This is a genomic window from Mycobacterium liflandii (genome assembly GCF_022354805.1).
Classification (GTDB): Bacteria; Actinomycetota; Actinomycetes; order Mycobacteriales; family Mycobacteriaceae; genus Mycobacterium; species Mycobacterium marinum.
This window is the reverse complement of record NZ_CP023138.1, coordinates 4,665,578-4,682,938: the sequence shown is the minus strand read 5'-3', so window position 1 is coordinate 4,682,938 and position 17,361 is coordinate 4,665,578. Positions and strand designations below refer to the sequence as shown.

The 17,361-nt window shown below is 63.4% G+C and carries 10 protein-coding genes and 2 pseudogenes; 4 read left to right on the top strand and 8 right to left on the bottom strand.

Annotated features, from left to right (window positions below; genetic code table 11):
* Positions 1–36 precede the first annotated feature (36 nt).
* Genes CKW46_RS20855 through cysK form a run of 4 tightly spaced genes read right to left on the bottom strand, consistent with a single transcriptional unit; the run spans position 37 to position 2,577 of the window.
* On the bottom strand, positions 37–489 hold the full coding sequence (locus CKW46_RS20855; RefSeq protein WP_015356456.1) for a DUF4395 domain-containing protein: 453 nt from the start codon (positions 487–489) through the stop codon (positions 37–39).
* A gap of 27 nt (positions 490–516) precedes the next feature.
* Positions 517–945 carry a thioredoxin family protein gene (locus CKW46_RS20850; protein WP_015356455.1) on the bottom strand — a complete coding sequence of 143 codons (429 nt, stop codon included), beginning with the start codon at positions 943–945 and terminating at the stop codon, positions 517–519.
* Between the two features lie 10 nt (positions 946–955).
* Positions 956–1,642 (bottom strand): serine O-acetyltransferase, encoded by a 687-nt coding sequence (cysE, locus tag CKW46_RS20845; protein ID WP_117435637.1) that lies wholly within the window; start codon positions 1,640–1,642, stop codon positions 956–958.
* 2 nt (positions 1,643–1,644) lie between these two features.
* Positions 1,645–2,577: a cysteine synthase A gene (gene cysK / locus CKW46_RS20840; RefSeq protein WP_012395269.1), complete on the bottom strand. Its 933-nt coding sequence runs from the start codon at positions 2,575–2,577 to the stop codon at positions 1,645–1,647.
* On the opposite strand from cysK, the gene CKW46_RS20835 reads away from it, so the two are divergent.
* Positions 2,577–2,861 carry a hypothetical protein gene (locus CKW46_RS20835; protein WP_231991160.1) on the top strand — a complete coding sequence of 95 codons (285 nt, stop codon included), beginning with the start codon at positions 2,577–2,579 and terminating at the stop codon, positions 2,859–2,861. The genes cysK and CKW46_RS20835 overlap by 1 nt on opposite strands.
* Before the next feature lie 436 nt (positions 2,862–3,297).
* Here the strand turns inward: CKW46_RS20835 and CKW46_RS20830 are convergent.
* Both CKW46_RS20830 and CKW46_RS20825 read right to left on the bottom strand, forming a co-directional pair.
* Positions 3,298–4,849, bottom strand: a pseudogene (locus CKW46_RS20830) (NAD-dependent malic enzyme); the annotation flags it as partial.
* A 21-nt stretch (positions 4,850–4,870) separates the two neighbouring features.
* Positions 4,871–6,074, bottom strand: a pseudogene (locus CKW46_RS20825) (ISAs1-like element IS2404/ISMul1 family transposase).
* A gap of 474 nt (positions 6,075–6,548) precedes the next feature.
* Here CKW46_RS20825 and CKW46_RS20820 point away from each other — a divergent pair.
* The gene (locus tag CKW46_RS20820) at positions 6,549–7,232 is read left to right on the top strand and encodes a class I SAM-dependent methyltransferase (protein ID WP_238559412.1); all 684 of its coding nucleotides are present in this window, start codon (positions 6,549–6,551) and stop codon (positions 7,230–7,232) included.
* 377 nt (positions 7,233–7,609) lie between these two features.
* Here the strand turns inward: CKW46_RS20820 and CKW46_RS20815 are convergent, their stop codons facing one another.
* On the bottom strand, positions 7,610–9,133 hold the full coding sequence (locus CKW46_RS20815; RefSeq protein WP_482052339.1) for a nitrate/nitrite transporter: 1,524 nt from the start codon (positions 9,131–9,133) through the stop codon (positions 7,610–7,612).
* A 223-nt stretch (positions 9,134–9,356) separates the two neighbouring features.
* Positions 9,357–9,833, bottom strand: coding sequence for an LppP/LprE family lipoprotein (locus tag CKW46_RS20810; RefSeq protein ID WP_015356448.1), 477 nt, complete (start codon positions 9,831–9,833; stop codon positions 9,357–9,359).
* Between the two features lie 445 nt (positions 9,834–10,278).
* Here CKW46_RS20810 and CKW46_RS20805 point away from each other — a divergent pair, with 445 nt between their 5' ends.
* Together CKW46_RS20805 and CKW46_RS20800 are read left to right on the top strand one after the other, a co-directional pair.
* Positions 10,279–14,487, top strand: coding sequence for a bifunctional nitrate reductase/sulfite reductase flavoprotein subunit alpha (locus tag CKW46_RS20805; RefSeq protein ID WP_482053452.1), 4,209 nt, complete (start codon positions 10,279–10,281; stop codon positions 14,485–14,487).
* A gap of 651 nt (positions 14,488–15,138) precedes the next feature.
* Positions 15,139–16,740 (top strand): adenylate/guanylate cyclase domain-containing protein, encoded by a 1,602-nt coding sequence (locus tag CKW46_RS20800; RefSeq protein ID WP_499018179.1) that lies wholly within the window; start codon positions 15,139–15,141, stop codon positions 16,738–16,740.
* Positions 16,741–17,361: the final 621 nt, after the last annotated feature.

Genomic DNA, 17,361 nt, shown 5'->3' with positions numbered 1-17,361 from the left:
CGCCGCTACCCGTTAACCCGCTGCGATAATCACCGCTCAGGCAATGGGTGCCCGGCGAAGGCGGGCGACCAGTGGGTAGGGCTGGCAGCCCAGGCAGATACCGAATGCCGCGTTGAGGAAGGCCGCGAACAACGCCAACGAGGTCGCGACGACGCCCCACAGCGGTACCCCGAGGGCAAAGCCGACGACGCCGGCGGCGGCGAAAACCAGTCCGACCAATTGGGCGAACCGCAGTGGCGGCACCGGCTCGAGTTCCCGCGCCGGTCCAAGTCGCGCAGCGGCGAGTTTGGCGAACAGGAATCCATAGGGGCTGCGGCGTGGACCCCGCAGCGCGGTGACGGCGAAGACCATGGTCTGGACGCCCAGGATCACCGCTGCGGCCCGGGTGCTGGAGATGGAGACGACCAGGGTGAGGATCAGGACCATCGTGGTGATCCACGCGGCAAATCGCGGGCCTCGTACATCCACTTGACTTGGATGGCTGGGCATCTGGCCGCTCCTGTCCGGTGGTGGCGGTTAGGTGAGCAAGGGGATCAGCGTTGCCCGCAGGTCAGCTACCTTCGGGACACCCGCGGTGCGGTATCGCTGCCGCCCGTCGGTGTCGAAGATGAAGGTAGTGGGTAAGGAGAGCACAGACAGCCGTTTCGCCGCGACCGGATTCGCGTCGATGTCGACCTCCACGTGTGCCACATCGGGTAGCTCCTCGCATACCTGATCGACCACGCGGCGCACCGCGGCGCAGGGGCCACACCAATTGGCGCTGAAGTGCATGACGGTGGGCCTGGTTTCAGATAGGCCAAGATCCGAGGTGTCCTGGTGCGCGCGGTCGGTCGAGGGGCCGGTTTCACGCAACACTCCCGCGCGGCGATTGACCGTCAGCCCGATCGCCGATGCCCCGGTCAGGGCCGCGACGATCGCGGAGGCGGCTATCAAAGTGGTGCTCATCGGCCAATCCTCAGATCGAGAAGTCTTCGCCGTGCCACACCCCGGCCTCCGGCGGCCGGATCACCCGCGCGTTGGGCGGGCGGTCGTCGACCTGCGCCTCCAACCTGGCCATCCTGGTCAGCAGCGACTGCAGGCTGACCCCCACCAGATCGGGTAGTAGCGAGTCGTCGTCTCCAGACGGCCCCTGGCGGCTGATGACCTGTCCGGGCACCCCCACCACCACCGCACTCGACGGGACTTCTTTGACGACGACGGAGTTGGCGCCGACGCGGCTGTCGTCGCCGATCTTGATCGGGCCCAGGATCTTGGCGCCCGCGCCGATGATCACCCGGTCGCCGAGAGTGGGATGGCGTTTGCCGACGTCGGTGCCGGTGCCGCCGAGGGTGACACCGTGGTACAGCGTGACGTCGTCGCCCACCTCTGCGGTCTCACCGATGACAACCCCGGTCGCGTGATCGATGAACAGCCCGCCACCGAGTACGGCCCCGGGGTGGATATCGACACCGGTCAGGATGCGATTGATCTCGCCCAGCGCGCGCGCCACCAGACGGGCGTTACGACGCCACAACCAGTGGCTGATCCGGTGTCCCCACACCGCGTGCACGCCCGGGTAGCAGAAGATGACCTCCAGCGTGGTGGGCCGGGCCGGATCACGCTGTCTGGCGGCCTGGATGTCGCGTCGTATCTGGGTCAGCATGGTCACTCGCTCAGATCCGCGAACAACACCGTGCTCAGATATCGCTCGCCAAAGTCGGGTAGGACGACGACGATGAGTTTCCCGGCGTTCTCCGGCCGGTGGGCTAGCTCGCGCGCCGCCCACACGGCCGCGCCCGACGAGATGCCGACCAGCAGTCCTTCTTCGGTTGCCATCCGTCGGGCCAGCTCGAGGGCATCGTCGTTGCCGACGGTTATCACCTCGTCGACCAGGGCGAGGTCGAGCACCGGGGGCACGAATCCCGCACCGATGCCCTGGATCGGGTGCGGTCCCTTCTGTCCACCGGACAGCACCGGGGACGCCGCCGGTTCCACGGCAACAAACTGGGCCGAAGGCCTGCGCTGCTTGATGACCTGGGCAACTCCGGTGATTGTGCCGCCCGTCCCGACTCCGGATACGAAGATGTCGACCTTGCCGTCGGTGTCGCGCCACACTTCTTCTGCGGTCGTGACGGCGTGGACCGCCGGATTCGCCGGATTTTCGAATTGCTGGGGGATGAAGTATCGGTCGTCGGTCTTGGCCAGCTCCTCGGCTTTGGCGATGGCGCCCGCCATGCCCTCCGCGCCGGGGGTGAGGACGAGCTCGGCGCCGTAGGCGCGCAACAGCATGCGCCGCTCGATGCTCATCGTGTCCGGCATCGTCAGCACGCACTTGTAGCCGCGTGCGGCGGACACCATGGCCAGCGCGATGCCGGTGTTGCCGCTGGTCGGTTCGAGGATGATGGTGTCGGGTTTGATCAGACCGGCTTTCTCGGCCGCATCGATCATCGCGACCCCGATGCGGTCTTTGATGCTTCCGGCTGGATTGAACGATTCCAGTTTGGCGACGACATCGGCCGCTGCGCCGTCGGTGACCCGCCGCAGCCGGACCAGCGGCGTACCCCCAATCAGCTGGGTGATGTTTTCTGCGATGGTCATTGGCAGTCTCCATCGGTGTCGGCGCCGCCCGCGGCGGCCACCCGGATGCGGTCGAACTCGGTTGTGGTGGGAGCAGGAGTCGTTGGCCAAACTGGGAGTCGGTGCGTGGCGCCGGCGGCCGCCTCGGTACCGGGGCGCCCGACGCGGCCAGTGCCGCTGAGGCTCAGGGGGATTGGCGCCCGTGGTTGGTCCGAGAAAGCGGAGCCGGAAGCGGTGGTGGGCTGGTCGAGTTCGCCGACGTCCGGGCCGGTACAAGTGCGCGGGTTAACGGCGGGAAACGCTGAGATGTCCTGCCGGACAACGCCGTTGCCCGGCTTTACCGCCACTCGCGCGGCGGCCGGGCTGATCAGATGGTGGTAGCGCGGTGTCCGGTCCGCCCGGGCTTTGCGGTTGGGTACGGATAACACAGTCATAGCGGGATTGGTCTTCCTGAAGACTTTGGTCAGCTTGCGTCACAATCCATGAGGCGACAGAGGCGACGATTACTGGACAGTCAGAACGCGTCAGGAATCAACAGCAACAACAACAGTCCACGGCGGGGCAGCGCGTGAGGACAAAGCTCAGCTGTGCGGCCTGTTGCATGGCTCTACTATAAGGCATGCGGGTATTCCGCCTGTTCGGACGGCAGGGCCCGGCATGCGCGTCGAGTGGGCTTGGCTGCTGGCTCGTGCCGGTTCACGGCTGCGGGGCGGGTCTGGAGCGGTAGCGCGATCGCCGACACTAGTCGTATTCGGGCAGCCACATGGTTTCGCGAATGGCCTGACCTACGTCAGCATGGATTCTGGTGGCCACGTTGTCTGCGACGGCTGCTTTGGTACACGGCCGCCGCGACCGTTCTCGAAATCCCCCGCAGGTCCTGGACATCCGGCAGCAGGGAATCCCCGGTCGTTGTCGGACTCGCCTGGTGCGCAGGGGCTTTCGCTGCCGCTCGCAGCATGCCCTGGGTCAACAACCGGGCCCCGGCCACGATCACGCCCAGCCCTATGCCGGGGAACACCAGCACGTTGTTGGCCTGGCCGATCGTGTAGGCGATGTCGTGGTATTCGACGGGTGCGACCGGGGTGCCGCTGGTAACCAACGCCTTTCCTCCCGACCACGCCAGCACGTCGGCGGGCATGGCCTCCATCCGCGAGGTCGGATTGGACAGCGGAAAGATCATCGGGCGATCGCACGATTGCATCATCGCCTCGATCACCTCTTGGTTGAATGCGCCGGAGACGGTCGAGGATCCGAGCAGGACGGTCAGTGCGGCGAGCTTGATCGCGTCGACCAGGCCCACCCGATCCGAGGCGCCGACGCCTAGCCGGGCCCGGTTCTTGGCGTAGGGCACCTGGAACTCGCGCAGGTCAGCCATGTCGTCGAACAACAGGCCTTGTTTATCGACGGCCCAGATCTGCGACGTTGCCTGCTCGACGGTGGCGCCATCGGCGACCATCGCGTCACGGATCTGGTCGGCGACTCCAACCCCGGCGGTACCGGCGCTGAAGACAATCACCGTGTTGTCGCGCACCGGGACTCCGGTGACATGGGATCCGCCGTCAATGGCCGCCACCACCACCGCGCCGGTGCCCTGTACGTCATCGTTGAACACGCAGTAGTCCGCACCGTATGTCCGCAGGATCATCCGCGCGTTGGTCGGCCCGAAGTCCTCGAAGTGCAGCATCGCGCGGGGGAACAGCCGGTGGGCGATCTCGATGTAGCGCTTGATGAACTGGTCGTATTCCTCGCCGCGGCGCCGGGCATGGCGATTACCCAGATAGAACGGGTCCTGCAATAGCTGTTCGTTGTCGGTACCGACATCGAGTGACACCGCCAGACTGCGGCGAGGGTCGATGCCGCCGCCCGCGGTGTACAGGGCCAACTTGCCCACCGCGATCTGGATGCCCCCGACGCCCCAGTCTCCGATGCCAAGGATGGCTTCGGCGTCGGTGCAGACGATCAGGTCGACGTCGTCGGGACCCAGACCGAACGTTTCGAAGGCAGCAGCGATCTCATCGGGCTCATCGATGCTCAGAAACAATCCCCGTTGACCACGGTATTCATCCGAGAAGCGTTGGATGGCCTCTCCGACGGTGGGCGTGTACACCACCAGCATGAGCTCGACCAGGTGCTCGGTCAGCACTTTGTAGTACAGCAGTTCGTGGCGATAGTGCAGCTGCTCCAGGAGCAGATTGCGGCCCAGGTCAGTGGCCAGGCTTTGCAGCTGATGCCATACGCGTTCGGACTGTTGGTCCAGGGTGAGCACGGCGGCGGGCAGTCGGCCGGTCAGGCCCCAGGGCTCCGGCGTTGTTGATTAGCAGGCTTGTGAGCTGGGGAATTGTGGATTGAGGAGGTCTAGGCGGCGGTTGGCGGTCAAAGCGGTGATCCGGCAGGCTTCGGTGATGTTGTCGGCGCCGTTGAGGCGGTGCAGATTGATCGCGGTGTTGCGTAGCGTTGCTAGGACCTGTGCGCCGTTTCCGGTATGTGCCCTTTGACGGTCTTCGTCGAAGGTGACGTCGCGTATCCAGTGCAGGCTGTTCTCGATTCCCCAGTGTTGACGCATCCAGGTCATGATCGCGGTAGGGCGGGCGTGCTCGAACGGCAGGCTGCAGATGGCATAGACCACCTCCACGCTGCGCTGGTCGGTGGCGGTGATCAAGCGTTCACGAGTGATCCGGATGATTTGTTTTGCGTAGGGGAAGCCGATTCCTCGTGCAGCGGTGATGATTTGCAGGGTGCGGGTCTCGACACGGCCGTGGCCGCGGGAGTCGTCGGTAGCGGCTGCGGGCACCTCGGCCCAGGGCAGCGCGGTGATACGCGCAAGTATTTTGGCTTGGTTGGACTTGACGATCATCAGGTAGTGCGACTTCAAGGTGGCGCAGATCAACTTCGCGGTGACGACCTGGGTATGCATCGCATCCACGGTGACCAGCCACCGCAAGCTACCCGGCAGCAGCGTGAGCAGGGCACGTACGCAGGGAATTTCATTGCTTTTCTCGGCGACAGCGAGTTGACCGAGCACCAATCGGGCACGGTGGGCGAACACCGACACGAGATGCGTGGCTGTCGCTTTGGCGCGTAAAGGCACCACGCAGCATCTTGCCGTCCAACGCGATCGGCACCAATCCACTGGGGTCGCTGCTGGCCACGTGTGCAGTGAAGTAACTGCCCATCCTGGCGTTGAGGTCGGCGGGGTCTAGCCGAGACAAAACATCGCGGAAGGTCTTCTCACTGGGCCGCCGGAACCGGACCCCTAATTAGGCCAACACATCATCGGGAGCGGTGGCCGCCCATGTGGCAAAACCAGCATAGCCGCGCATCCCCGCGGCAGTGGCCAGAACCGCGATCGCCAACAAAGCCATCAGCGAATACCTCCGACCGCGTGGGTCCCTCGGGTCTGGCACCGAGGCCAACACACCGAGAAACTCCGATCCGATGAGCTCGCTGCGCTCACCAGGACTCCAGCGGTCGAACACCTCTGGAACCGACGACACAGGCAATACTGAAACGGTAGGCACGGGCAACTCCAGACCAACGACGAACAGTAACCAACTCGATCGTTCTCCAGATAGCCCGTGCCTACACTCCGGCCCCAATAGCGCGGCACCAAAGATCATCAACCCAGCTCACAAGCCTGCTAATCAACAACGCCGGAGCCCTGCGCCAACCGCCGCCTAGACCTCCTCAATCCACAATTCCCCAGCTCACAAGCCTGCTAATCAACAACGCCGGAGCCCTGCGCCGATACCTCATACGACCTGGGAATATTCAACGACAGTTTCTATACGATTGTTCTACTCACCGCCATCGCAACATCCGTAATGGCCGCACCGATCCTTCGAATTGCCGCGGCACGAATTGCGATCGATCCGGACGATGAAATTCGCCGACAGGACGCCCTCCCAGAAGCCCATTACTCGACCTCTCAACAGTTCCGTTAGAGAAATCCAGCGGAATATCAGCACCGCCAGCAGAGTAAGGAGCAATTGACCATGCACGCCGATCGCCAGGAATTGACCCGGGAAAAATACAACAATATTGCAACACAATATGCCGCCGGTATGATAAACATGGCGCTCTACCATGATTTGTGCCAGAAGCCGGTCATCATCGACGCCCTCACCGAAGCTGCCGGCAAGAGCCTGCTCGACCTGGCCTGTGGCGACGGGTTCTACACGAGGCAGTTTCGCACTCTTGTCAAAGCGGGACCCGTCAGCGGCTCCGACCTGTCAGCTGAGCTCATCAGCCTCGCAATGAGTCAGGAGAACCAGAAGCCGCTGGGGATCGACTACCGGGTCGACAATATCTTGAATCTGCAGGAATCGCGGACCTTCAATACCGTGACAGCGATTCATCTTCTTCACTACATGCCGGATCCGGTGAGGCTGGAAACCGCAATGCGCAACGTTTATCGGTTGCTCGAGCCAGGCGGCCGTTTCGTCTCCTTCAGCTTCAATCCCGATTTCCGAGTCGAACTCCATGACAAGAAGGACTCGGAGGAGAAGTTCGGCTACTACGTCTCCAAGGCCGAGGAAAAAACGGCGGGTTGGTTCATTTTCATCCAGCCCGAGTCGAGGGCCTGGTGTTCGAAGTGTACCGGTGGCATAAATCCTGCATCGAGGATATCGCATCGGTGGTCGGGTTCACCGATATTGAGTGGCGGTCTCCATTCGTAGCGAAAGCCGGGCTAGATGAATTTGGTGCCGACTTCTTCGAGAACCACATCAATAATCCACAAGGAAAGTTGCTGATCCTCACCCGCTAGGTCGGACCCGGCCAGCTTGGCGACCGGCACCAGTGGGCAGGCCCTTGTTTGGGCGTCAGGGTTTCTTCGGCCTGCCGGGTTCCGACGCCAGCTGGCCGGGGGCGATCGCCGCTCTTGCACTCGAAACCCCATAACGCGCGGGCCGATCGAGCCGCACTGGGCGTTGCGCAGCGCGACCTGGCCAGCGAACGTGCCGAGGCGGTCAACCGGGCGCCCACGATCGATGCCCCGTGCCGCCCGCCAGCACTCCGGTTGACGGTCAGCCGCATCCGCGCGTCGGTGCGAGCCCTAGGAGCCAAGCAGCTCCGCCGCCGCGGGTGCCGGCTGCGGTGCGATAGCCGGCGGCAGAGCCTGAATGCCAACCACCGGGCGGCGCACGTAGACCTTCCACGTCAACGCGGCCGCGCCGGCGTAGAACACCATGAAGAGCCAGAACGCATCGGTCGTCGTGCCCGTAGCGACGAAGGACTCGCGCAATGCAAGGTTGATCCCGACCCCGCCGAGAGCGCCAAGCGCCGAGACGAACCCGATCACCACCCCGGAGATGACGCGCGGCCGGTCGCGGTGATCGAGCGCTCCGGCACTCGGGCCATGATCCAACGAGCGCCCACATGCCGCGAAGATCGTCGGAATCATCTTGTACACGGACCCGTTGCCCAAGCCGGCCAAGACGAACAGAGCGATGAAGCAGACGAAGTAGCCGGTCATGGTGGCTCCGCGCATCGGGCCACTGTGCCGACCTTCCAGGCTGCTTGTGCTGATCAACAGCCCGGCAACGACTGTCATCGCAACGAATACCACAAGGGTGATCCGGCTCCCGCCCAGCCGGTCGGCCAGTCTGCCACCGTAGATGCGGGCCACCGCGGCAAGCAGCGGACCGAGGAACGCCAGTTCGGTCGCGTGCAGGGTGGCCTGGGCAGCGTGTTCGCCAATCGCCATGAAGTTGGTCTGCAAGACCTGCCCGAAGGCGAACGAGAACCCGATGAACGAGCCGAAGGTGCCGAGGTAGAGCAGCGACAGCAGGTAAGTGTCGCGGTTGGCCAGGACCGTGGTGACGATCGGGCGCATATGGCGGGCCTTAACCCGGTGCTGCGCAACGTTGTTCATGGACAGCGCCACTCCGATTGCGGCGATCGCAAGGAACACCGAATACAGCGCGCAGATCAGGTACGGCTTGCCTTCGCCGGCAACCGCGATAATCAGCAGACCCATCAACTGGATCGCCGGAACGCCGAGATTTCCTATGCCGCCGGCAATTCCGAGCGCTGATCCTTTGAGTCGGTGGGGGTAGAAGGCGTTGGCGTTGCTCATCGAGGCCGCGAAGTTGCCACCGCCCAGCCCGCTTAGCGCCGCGCACACCAGATACGGCCAGAGCGGCAGGCCCGGGTGCAGCAAGAGCACCATGGTGCCAACGACCGGAAGCAACAGCACGGCCGCCGAGAAGGTGGCCCAGTTTCGGCCGCCGAAAACCGTGGTGGCAACCGAATAGGGGATCCGCAGGCCAGCCCCAACCAGTGTCGCGACCATGTCGAGCAGAAACTTGTCGCCGGCAGAAAAGCCATAGACATTCTCGGGCATGAACAACACCAGCACCGGCCACAGCGTCCACACCGAGTAGCCCAGGTGCATGGTCACCACCGACCAGAGCAGGTTGCGCCGTGCGATGCGCTTGTTGCCGGCCTCCCAGGCCACCAGATCCTCAGCGTCCCAATGGGAGATGTGACGGGAGCCACCCCAGCGCCTGGTTACAGCATTCGAGCGGCCGGGACTGCTCTGCGACTCTTCGCGTTGCAGCAGCATCTGCTGTTCCATCACCCTCCTTAGACCCGCCTCCTGAGAAGCGACAACGATTTCCCAGCGTGCCAAAACTCGGGCCGCCAGGCACCTCGTAGGCAGCCTGAAACTGCTGGGGAACTGCTGTAAAACTGCTGTAGAGAGGGCAAATCCAGTGATGTCGAGCACACCACTGGCGGGTTTGGGGGTGCTTCACAGCGAGTAGTTGCTGAGGCGAGACGAAAACGACTGCTTAACGCGGCTATTGGTGTGGTATCGGACCGAGCGCTTTGAGCTTGCCGTCCGGCCCGACCTGGAATCGCACGGTGCCGCTACCGGTCGGACAGCACTGCGGATCGCTACCCACCCGCCACTGGTACTGGACCGTCACGGTGTCCTGGCCAGAGGGCAGCACCCTTATATAGGGCTTCGGGTTTCGAGTTGGTGAACCCAACGCGGTGTTGTGGTCGAAGAACAGCAGCTGTTGCGGAGTCGACTCGGAGGCAATGGTGGGGATTATCTGCACCCAGTACAAGCGGCAGTTCTTGGTGTGTCCCCGCGCGATTTCGACCCAAGTCGAGTTCGGCACCCCGACGGGAACCGCGGCAATGGCTTGACGCACCGTCTGGGAGCTCGGCCCATCGGAGTTCTTGCAGGTATCCGGCGCGGTAGTCGGCCGTGGCGCAGACTTGTGGCCGCAGCCGGGGGCACCCAAACCCAGGACCAGCCCCAGGATCATCAGAATCACGCGTAGGTGACGGTGCACTTCGCGAGCTTAGCTAAGTCTGTGAACCCGTTGGACAACGTCTGTAGACCCCGAAATACCGAGGTCAGGATCACGGCGTGGGAAGGCGCGTCTCGCGAGCTTGACGCAAACTGTGAATGTCCCCCGGATTTCGTCAAAACCCCAGCTCAGGCGAATAATGATGGTGTCTTCGGCGGTAACCTGGCGACAGATAGCCGGGTCGACGAAGACCTTGGGGATGACCGGAATCGGCTCAACTGCGTAACCAAGGTTTTGGTGCCGTTTCCAACAACGCACCGGCAGGCTCGGCCCGCTGCGAGGAAACCGTAAAACGGCCGAAACCTTCGACATCCCGCGCTGAAACATCCTTATCGCAAGATTTCAGCGCATAACCCCTTGTGCAGCAGGGAAGAAAGGATGCGGCGTGGCCAGGGAACTCATGGCGCCCAACAAGGACGCCGTGAAAACCGTGTGTGCGTACTGTGGCGTCGGCTGCGGGATAGTGCTGCAAACTACGACCGACCCGCAGACGGGAAAGCGTCGCGTCGCCAAGTCAACTGGGGACAAGTCGCATCCGGCCAACCTCGGCCGGTTGTGCACCAAGGGAACGACCACCGCGGACCTGCTTGCCGCGCCCGGCCGGATGGAATCGGCGCACCTGCGGGCCCACCGAGCGGGGCACCTGGAATCCATCCCGATCGACGATGCCATCACCGAGTGCGCCATGCGGTTACGCGCCATCATCGATGAGCACGGGCCGGACGCCGTCGGCGTCTATGTGTCAGGACAAATGTCGATCGAGGCCCAGTACCTGGCCAACAAGCTGACCAAAGGGTTCATCGGCACCAACCAGATCGAATCCAACTCTCGGCTCTGCATGGCGGGTGCGAGCTCGGGCTACAAGCTGTCGTTGGGAGCGGATGGTCCGCCGGGCTCGTATCAGGACTTCGACCACGCCGACGTGTTTCTGGTAATCGGCGCCAACATGGCCGATTGCCACCCGATTTTGTTCCTGCGGATGATGGAACGCGTCAAGTCCGGCGCCAAGCTGATCGTCGTCGACCCACGGCGCACGGCGACCGCCGACAAAGCCGATCTGTTCCTACAGATCGCGCCGGGCACCGACCTCGCACTACTGAACGGCCTGCTGCACCTCATCGTTGAGAACGAACAAACCGATCCGCAGTTCATCTCCGAGTTCACCGAGGGATGGGAGGTGATGCCGAGTTTCCTCGAGCAGTTCACCCCCGACCGGGTAAGCGAGATCACCGGCATTCCCAGCGAGGACATCCGCACCGCGGCACGCTGGATCGGTACGGCGGCGAACTGGATGAGCTGCTGGACAATGGGACTCAATCAGAGCACTCATGGAACTTGGAACACCAACGCGCTGTGCAACTTACATCTGGCTACGGGCGCGATCTGCAGGCCGGGTAGCGGCCCCTTCTCCCTCACCGGCCAGCCCAATGCCATGGGCGGACGCGAAATGGGCTACATGGGGCCGGGTCTGCCCGGACAACGCTCGGTGTTGTCGGCGCCGGACCGGGAGTTCGTCGAGGAGCAATGGGGTCTACCCGGTGGGGCGCTGCGCACCGATGTCAGCGGCGGCGTCATCGACATGTTCTCCCGCATGGCCGACGGCGAGATCAAGGCGTGCTGGATCATCTGCAGCAATCCCGTTGCCACGGTAGCCAATCGCAAAACCGTCCTGGCCGGCTTGGAGAAAGCCGAATTGGTGATCAGCCAGGACGCGTTCTTTGAAACCGAGACCAACGAGTACGCGAACGTCTTGCTGCCGGCCGCATTATGGACCGAATCCGACGGCGTGATGGTCAACTGCGAACGCAACATGTCCTTGTTCCCGAAGGCCGTTGATCCGGTCGGTGACGCGCTACCGGACTGGCAGATCATCGCCCGGATCGCTTGCGAGATGGGTTTTTCGGAGTCGTTCAGCTATAGCTCCGCCGCTGAGGTATTCGAGGAGATCAAGCGCTTCTCCAATCCGGCAACCGGATACGACCTGCGCGGTATCAGCCACGACAGATTGCGCGAAACCCCGCTGCAGTGGCCGTGTCCGCCGGACGGCGCGAGCAACCGAAGCCCGATCCGCTACCTCAACGACGGTGTCAGCCAGCTGCAATTCGTTCGCGCCGATGGCACCGTCCCGCGGCTGGCGTTCCCCACCGCAACGGGGCGTGCGGTGTTCTTCGCCCGCCCGCACCTGGTGCCCGATGAGATGCCCGACGGCGACTACCCATTCCTACTCAATACCGGGCGCCTAGCCCACCAGTGGCACACGCTGACCAAGACCGGCAAGATCGCCAAGCTCAACAAGCTCAACCCCGGCCCGTTCGTTGAGGTCCATCCCGACGACGCCGCCGATATGCAGATCTGCGAAGGCGACCACATCGAGATCGCGTCCCGCCGCGGCCGCGCCGTGTTGCCGGTGGTGATCACGGACCGCGTCCGGCCCGGCAACTGCTTTGCCCCGTTCCACTGGAATGACGCATTCGGTGAATATCTCTCCATCAACGCCGTAACCAACGACGCGGTAGACCCGATATCGCGCCAACCGGAATACAAGGCCTGTGCGGTCACCCTGACCAAGGTCGCCAGGCCGCAGCTGCAACCAGAACCCGGCGAACCCGCCGACGCCTGCGCGGATGCGACAGCACCCAAGCTGCTCGCCGATACAGCCCAATTCAGCGTGACGCAGGTCGACGCTCTTGCCGAGCTATTGGGCGTCGCAAACGAACCCACCCCGCAGTTCGGTCCGTTCGCCCGCTCCTACCTGGCGGGCCTGATAGCCGGGCTGCGTTCAGAAACCGGTCGACGCATGGCCGGGGTGCCGACCCTGCCCATCAGTTCTCCCTTCGATACCGGCACCCGGCTGTGGCTCGACGGCCTACTCGCGGGCATGTTCGCACGAGCCGAGACACCCCCCGCCTTGCCGTTCCCCCAAACGCCCGGTGCCGCTGCCCAATCGGACAACGCCGCCGAAGCTGCCGTCGAGCAACCCCCGATCGTGGTGTTGTGGGCGTCGCAAACCGGCACCGCCGAAGAACTCGCCGCCAGCGTCGCCGCACAACTGAGCGCCGCCGAGCTGCCGGTTGTACTGCATGGCATGGACGAATTCGCGGTGGCCGATCTGGTGTCCACCCAACGGTTGCTGCTTGTCACCAGCACCACCGGGGACGGGGAACCGCCGGACAACGGTGCCGCCTTCTGGCGCGAGCTCTGCGCCGCAACGGCCCCGAGCCTGGCCGGCACGCGCTATTCGGTTCTCGCGTTGGGCGACTCCAACTACGCCGACTTCTGTGGCCATGGGCGCGCCCTGGACCACCGGCTGGCCGAGCTGGGTGCCTCCCGCATTACCGACCGCGTCGACTGCGAGCCCGACTATGAAGAGTCCGCCGCCAGGTGGCTGCAGGAGGTACTCGATGGGCTGCGCCGCACGGCCCCGCCGGTCATCACCGCCGAGCCTGTTCGAGCAGCCAGCATCGCCAGCCGCCCCCAGGGCTACACGAAGAAGCGCCCATTGTTGACCAGCGTGATGCGCAACACCACACTCAGCAGGCCGCGCTCGGCCAAAGACGTTCGACAACTGGTATTTCGGGTTCCCGAACAAACGGTCAGCTACGAGGCCGGGGACGCTCTTGGGGTGTGGCCACGCAATGCCCATCAGCTTGTCGACGAGTGGCTGGGTGTGACCCGGTTGGACGGCCACACCGAAGTCGAGGTCGCCGGCCACGGGACGATGTCGTTGCGCGCCGCCCTGACAGACCGCTTCGAAATCGCACACCTGAGCCCGGACTTGCTGCGATTCGTGGCGCAACGGACGCTGGACTCCAACACCGCGAACCAACTTGCCGAGCTGATGCGCCCGGAGAACAAAGCCGCCCTTGCCGATTGGACCTGGTGCCGTCAGTCGGTCGACCTGCTCGCCCAGTCACCGGTCCGCGCCTCAGTCGACGAGTGGATGAGTGTACTCAAACCCATTCAGCCCCGGTTATATTCGATTTCGTCCAGCCCCAAAGAGCACCCCGGTGAGGTTCATCTGACAGTCTCGCCGGTGCGCTACAACTTTCAGGGCGTCCCTCGGCGTGGAGTGTGCTCGACCTATCTGGCCGACCGCAGCCCCAGCGATCAAATTGCGATCTATGTGCGCAAATCCAGCAATTTCCGGCCTCCAAGCGATCCCCGCACACCGATGATCATGATCGGGCCGGGAACCGGGATCGCGCCGTTCCGGGGATTCCTGCAGGAACGACGCGCCCTCGGCCACACCGGGCCAAATTGGCTGTTCTTCGGCGAGCAGCATGCCGCGACCGACTTCTACTACCGCGATGAGATGCAGGCCATGCATCGCGACGGACTGCTGACCAACCTGGACCTGGCGTTCTCCCGGGATCAGCGAGACAAGGTCTACGTGCAGCACCTGATGCAGCAGCGCGGAGCACAGCTGTGGCAGTGGCTACAGGACGGGGCGCAGGTATACGTCTGTGGCACCGCCGACCCGATGGCCAAAGACGTTGACCGCATGCTCTGCCAGATCGTGGCCGAGCACGGCGGCCTGGACCCAGAGTCTGCAACTGCTTTTGTCCACGCGCTGAGCGCGGACAAGCGCTACCACCGCGACGTCTACTGAGCCTGGCGATCGAATCCGGCCAGCGGTCGCAGTGGATTGCTCGCGACAGTGAGCCGGCCCTGCTTGGACACTTCCCCGCTCGAGCGTTGCTCTACCCGGCCACTGACCTTCTGGCACACGTACTCGCTGGATCCAACAAAAACGTGACGTAACCAATACTGACTAGGCAAACGTGATCTCGGTATCAGCCCGGGCCGTGTTGGGCTGCTCGGTCGCGGCAACCAAGCGAATATCGGCAGGTGACCAATAGCATTGGACTGCTTATGCTTCCACCGGAGCTGCGCGATCTGTGATGGCCGAAAGGCGCGATATCTCAGTGCCCGGTTGGCTACCGAAAACTCCACCCCAGCCGCTGGCTTCCAGGCCTAACGCTGCGGCAGCCAGGCCATTCATATCCCCTTATGGGGTAACATCTTCGGTAACGCAATCGGCATTCACATGGTGTTTTGGTCACGACTGAAGCCCCGCCGCAGAGCCGTTTCTCCCGTTCGGGCGTTGTTGCCTCTATCGCGAGACCTACAAACAGGCCCGAATTCCCAATACAGGAGGTCATATTTGGACCCGGAACGGCCCGGACCGGCGAGCACCGATCCCAGCCCTGCCAGACTGGCCGGCGAGTCGACCGCGTCTCCCCGACGCCTGCCGATCATGATGGTCCGGAAATTCACCGACGACCTCGCCGCATCGCTGCGGTGTGGATCCAGTGCCAGGCCAGTGCTATTCGGCTTCATGATGATCTCGAACCTGGCCGGCGTTGCTTTGGTTCTGGTCCTGGTCATCGTGGCGATCCCGACCCCAGACATGTTCGCACCAGAGGTTCTGTGGATCACCGAGGGGGTCCTGCCCGTCTACGTTGTCATGGCAATGACCTTCGGCTGGGTGTGGCTCATCAAGCGGGTCCTCGCCGGATTGCGATGGGAGAACGACAATCAGCCGTTGACGGCAAAGGACCAACGCAACGCTTTCCTCGCCCCCTGGCGCCTAGCCCTGGTTCCCGTGGTCTCGTGGACGATCGGTTCGGCACTGTTCGCCGTCCTTTACGGACGCGTCAGTTACGAGTACGTCCCCAAGATCATTCTCGGCACCAGCCTAAGTGGCATCGCACTGTCGGCTACCTGTTACTTCTTCGCCGAGCTGATGCTGCGGCCGGCGGCCACCATCGCGCTTGGCGGCGGGCAGCCCACACGGCGTCTTGCCCCCAGCGTGATGGGACGCGCCACGACGTCGTGGGTGTTGGGCTCGGGTGTTCCACTGGTGGGGATCATCCTCGCTGTCGCGTTCGCGATGTCGCAACAACACCTGACCAGGAACGATCTTGGGCTCGTGCTGTTGTTGCTGGCGCCGGCCGCGCTCGTCTCGGGCGTGCTGTGCAACATGATCGCGGCCTGGCTGACTGCGACGTCAGTGCGCGATCTACATTCAGCCCTCAAGCGTGTGGAATCTGGTGACCTTGATTGTCAGCTCGATGTCTTCGACGGGACCGAGCTCGGCGAACTGCAGCGCGGCTTCAACGCAATGGTTGAGGGGCTGCGCCAGCGTGAACGGATCCGGGACCTGTTCGGCCGTCATGTCGGGCGTGACGTCGCCGCTGCCGCCGAGGACCAGAGTTTCAAACTTGGCGGCGAAGAGCGCTGCGTCGCGGTTCTTTTCGTGGACATCATCGGATCTACCCGTTTGGTGACCGCCCGCCCTCCCGCCGAGGTTGTGCGGCTATTCAATCAAATGTTTGCCGTCATCATCGATGAGGTGAGCCGACGCAACGGACTGATCAACAAGTTCCAGGGCGACGGAACTCTGGCTATCTTCGGCGCCCCGATCCGGGCGCTTTCACCAGAAACCGACGCGCTGGGCGCCGTCCGCGCGATCGCTCATCGACTCGCCAACGAGGTACCCGAGTGCCAGGCCGCGATTGGAGTGGCCGCGGGAGCTGTCCTGGCGGGCAATGTAGGAGCATTCGAACGGTTCGAATACACCGTCATCGGTGAACCGGTCAACATCGCGGCGCGATTGTGCGAACTGGCGAAATCGGATCCACACCGCGTCCTGAGTTCGGCTGAGACAGTGCAGGCGAGCGCCCCCGACGAGAGCCAGCACTGGACATTGGGCGGGCACACGGTGCTGCGGGACCTCGACCGGCTTACGCAACTGGCCAGCCCCAACGACTGCCCCACCGGCCCCCGTGACACACATGTGGTCGAGTCGTTGCCGGCGCAGGTCCGCACATCCGGATTTCCGTCCAACATGGTTCGGTGATCGGACTGGGAGCAGCCGCGGTTCCCCACTGAGATCATGCGCACGCTACTTGTGCCGCATGCGGGCCCAGCAGGGTCATGTCGGCCAACCAAACCCGTGAGTTGCGGTTGGCATCAAGTGCGGCAGCTCCAAAATCCGCGAGACACATGCCCTGCGGGCAACCGAGATGGTCGTGCTCCAGACCTCGCCGGCCCTCGCCACGCCCCATCGCGCGCATCAACCGGCCCACCGTGCGTCGGATCACCAGAGCTGACTTCTATTTCATTGTCCCGCTTAGCGTTCCGGCGCTACCTCGAGGGACCCAACTCAACCTGCGCGGTGAACTAATAGCGCTGTGGCTAAACGTGTTTCGACAATTCTCAGGATTATCGATACTAGTCCGCCAAGGCTGGCGCATCAGCGGCCGGCGAAGATCGGCCACATTTTGTTGCGCCACAGCAGAGGGTGAGCAGTCATCACCTTTACAAATGCCCCACTCATACCTTACCGAAAGGTACTGTCCACCTCCTTTACAGCCACGCGTTTGAGCCGTCGAAATGCCCTCTCTGTCAAGACGTCTCACCGAACAATCGATTTCGGAAGGCCCGGCAACCATTTGCTACGCTCGGCCGCAAATGCGGA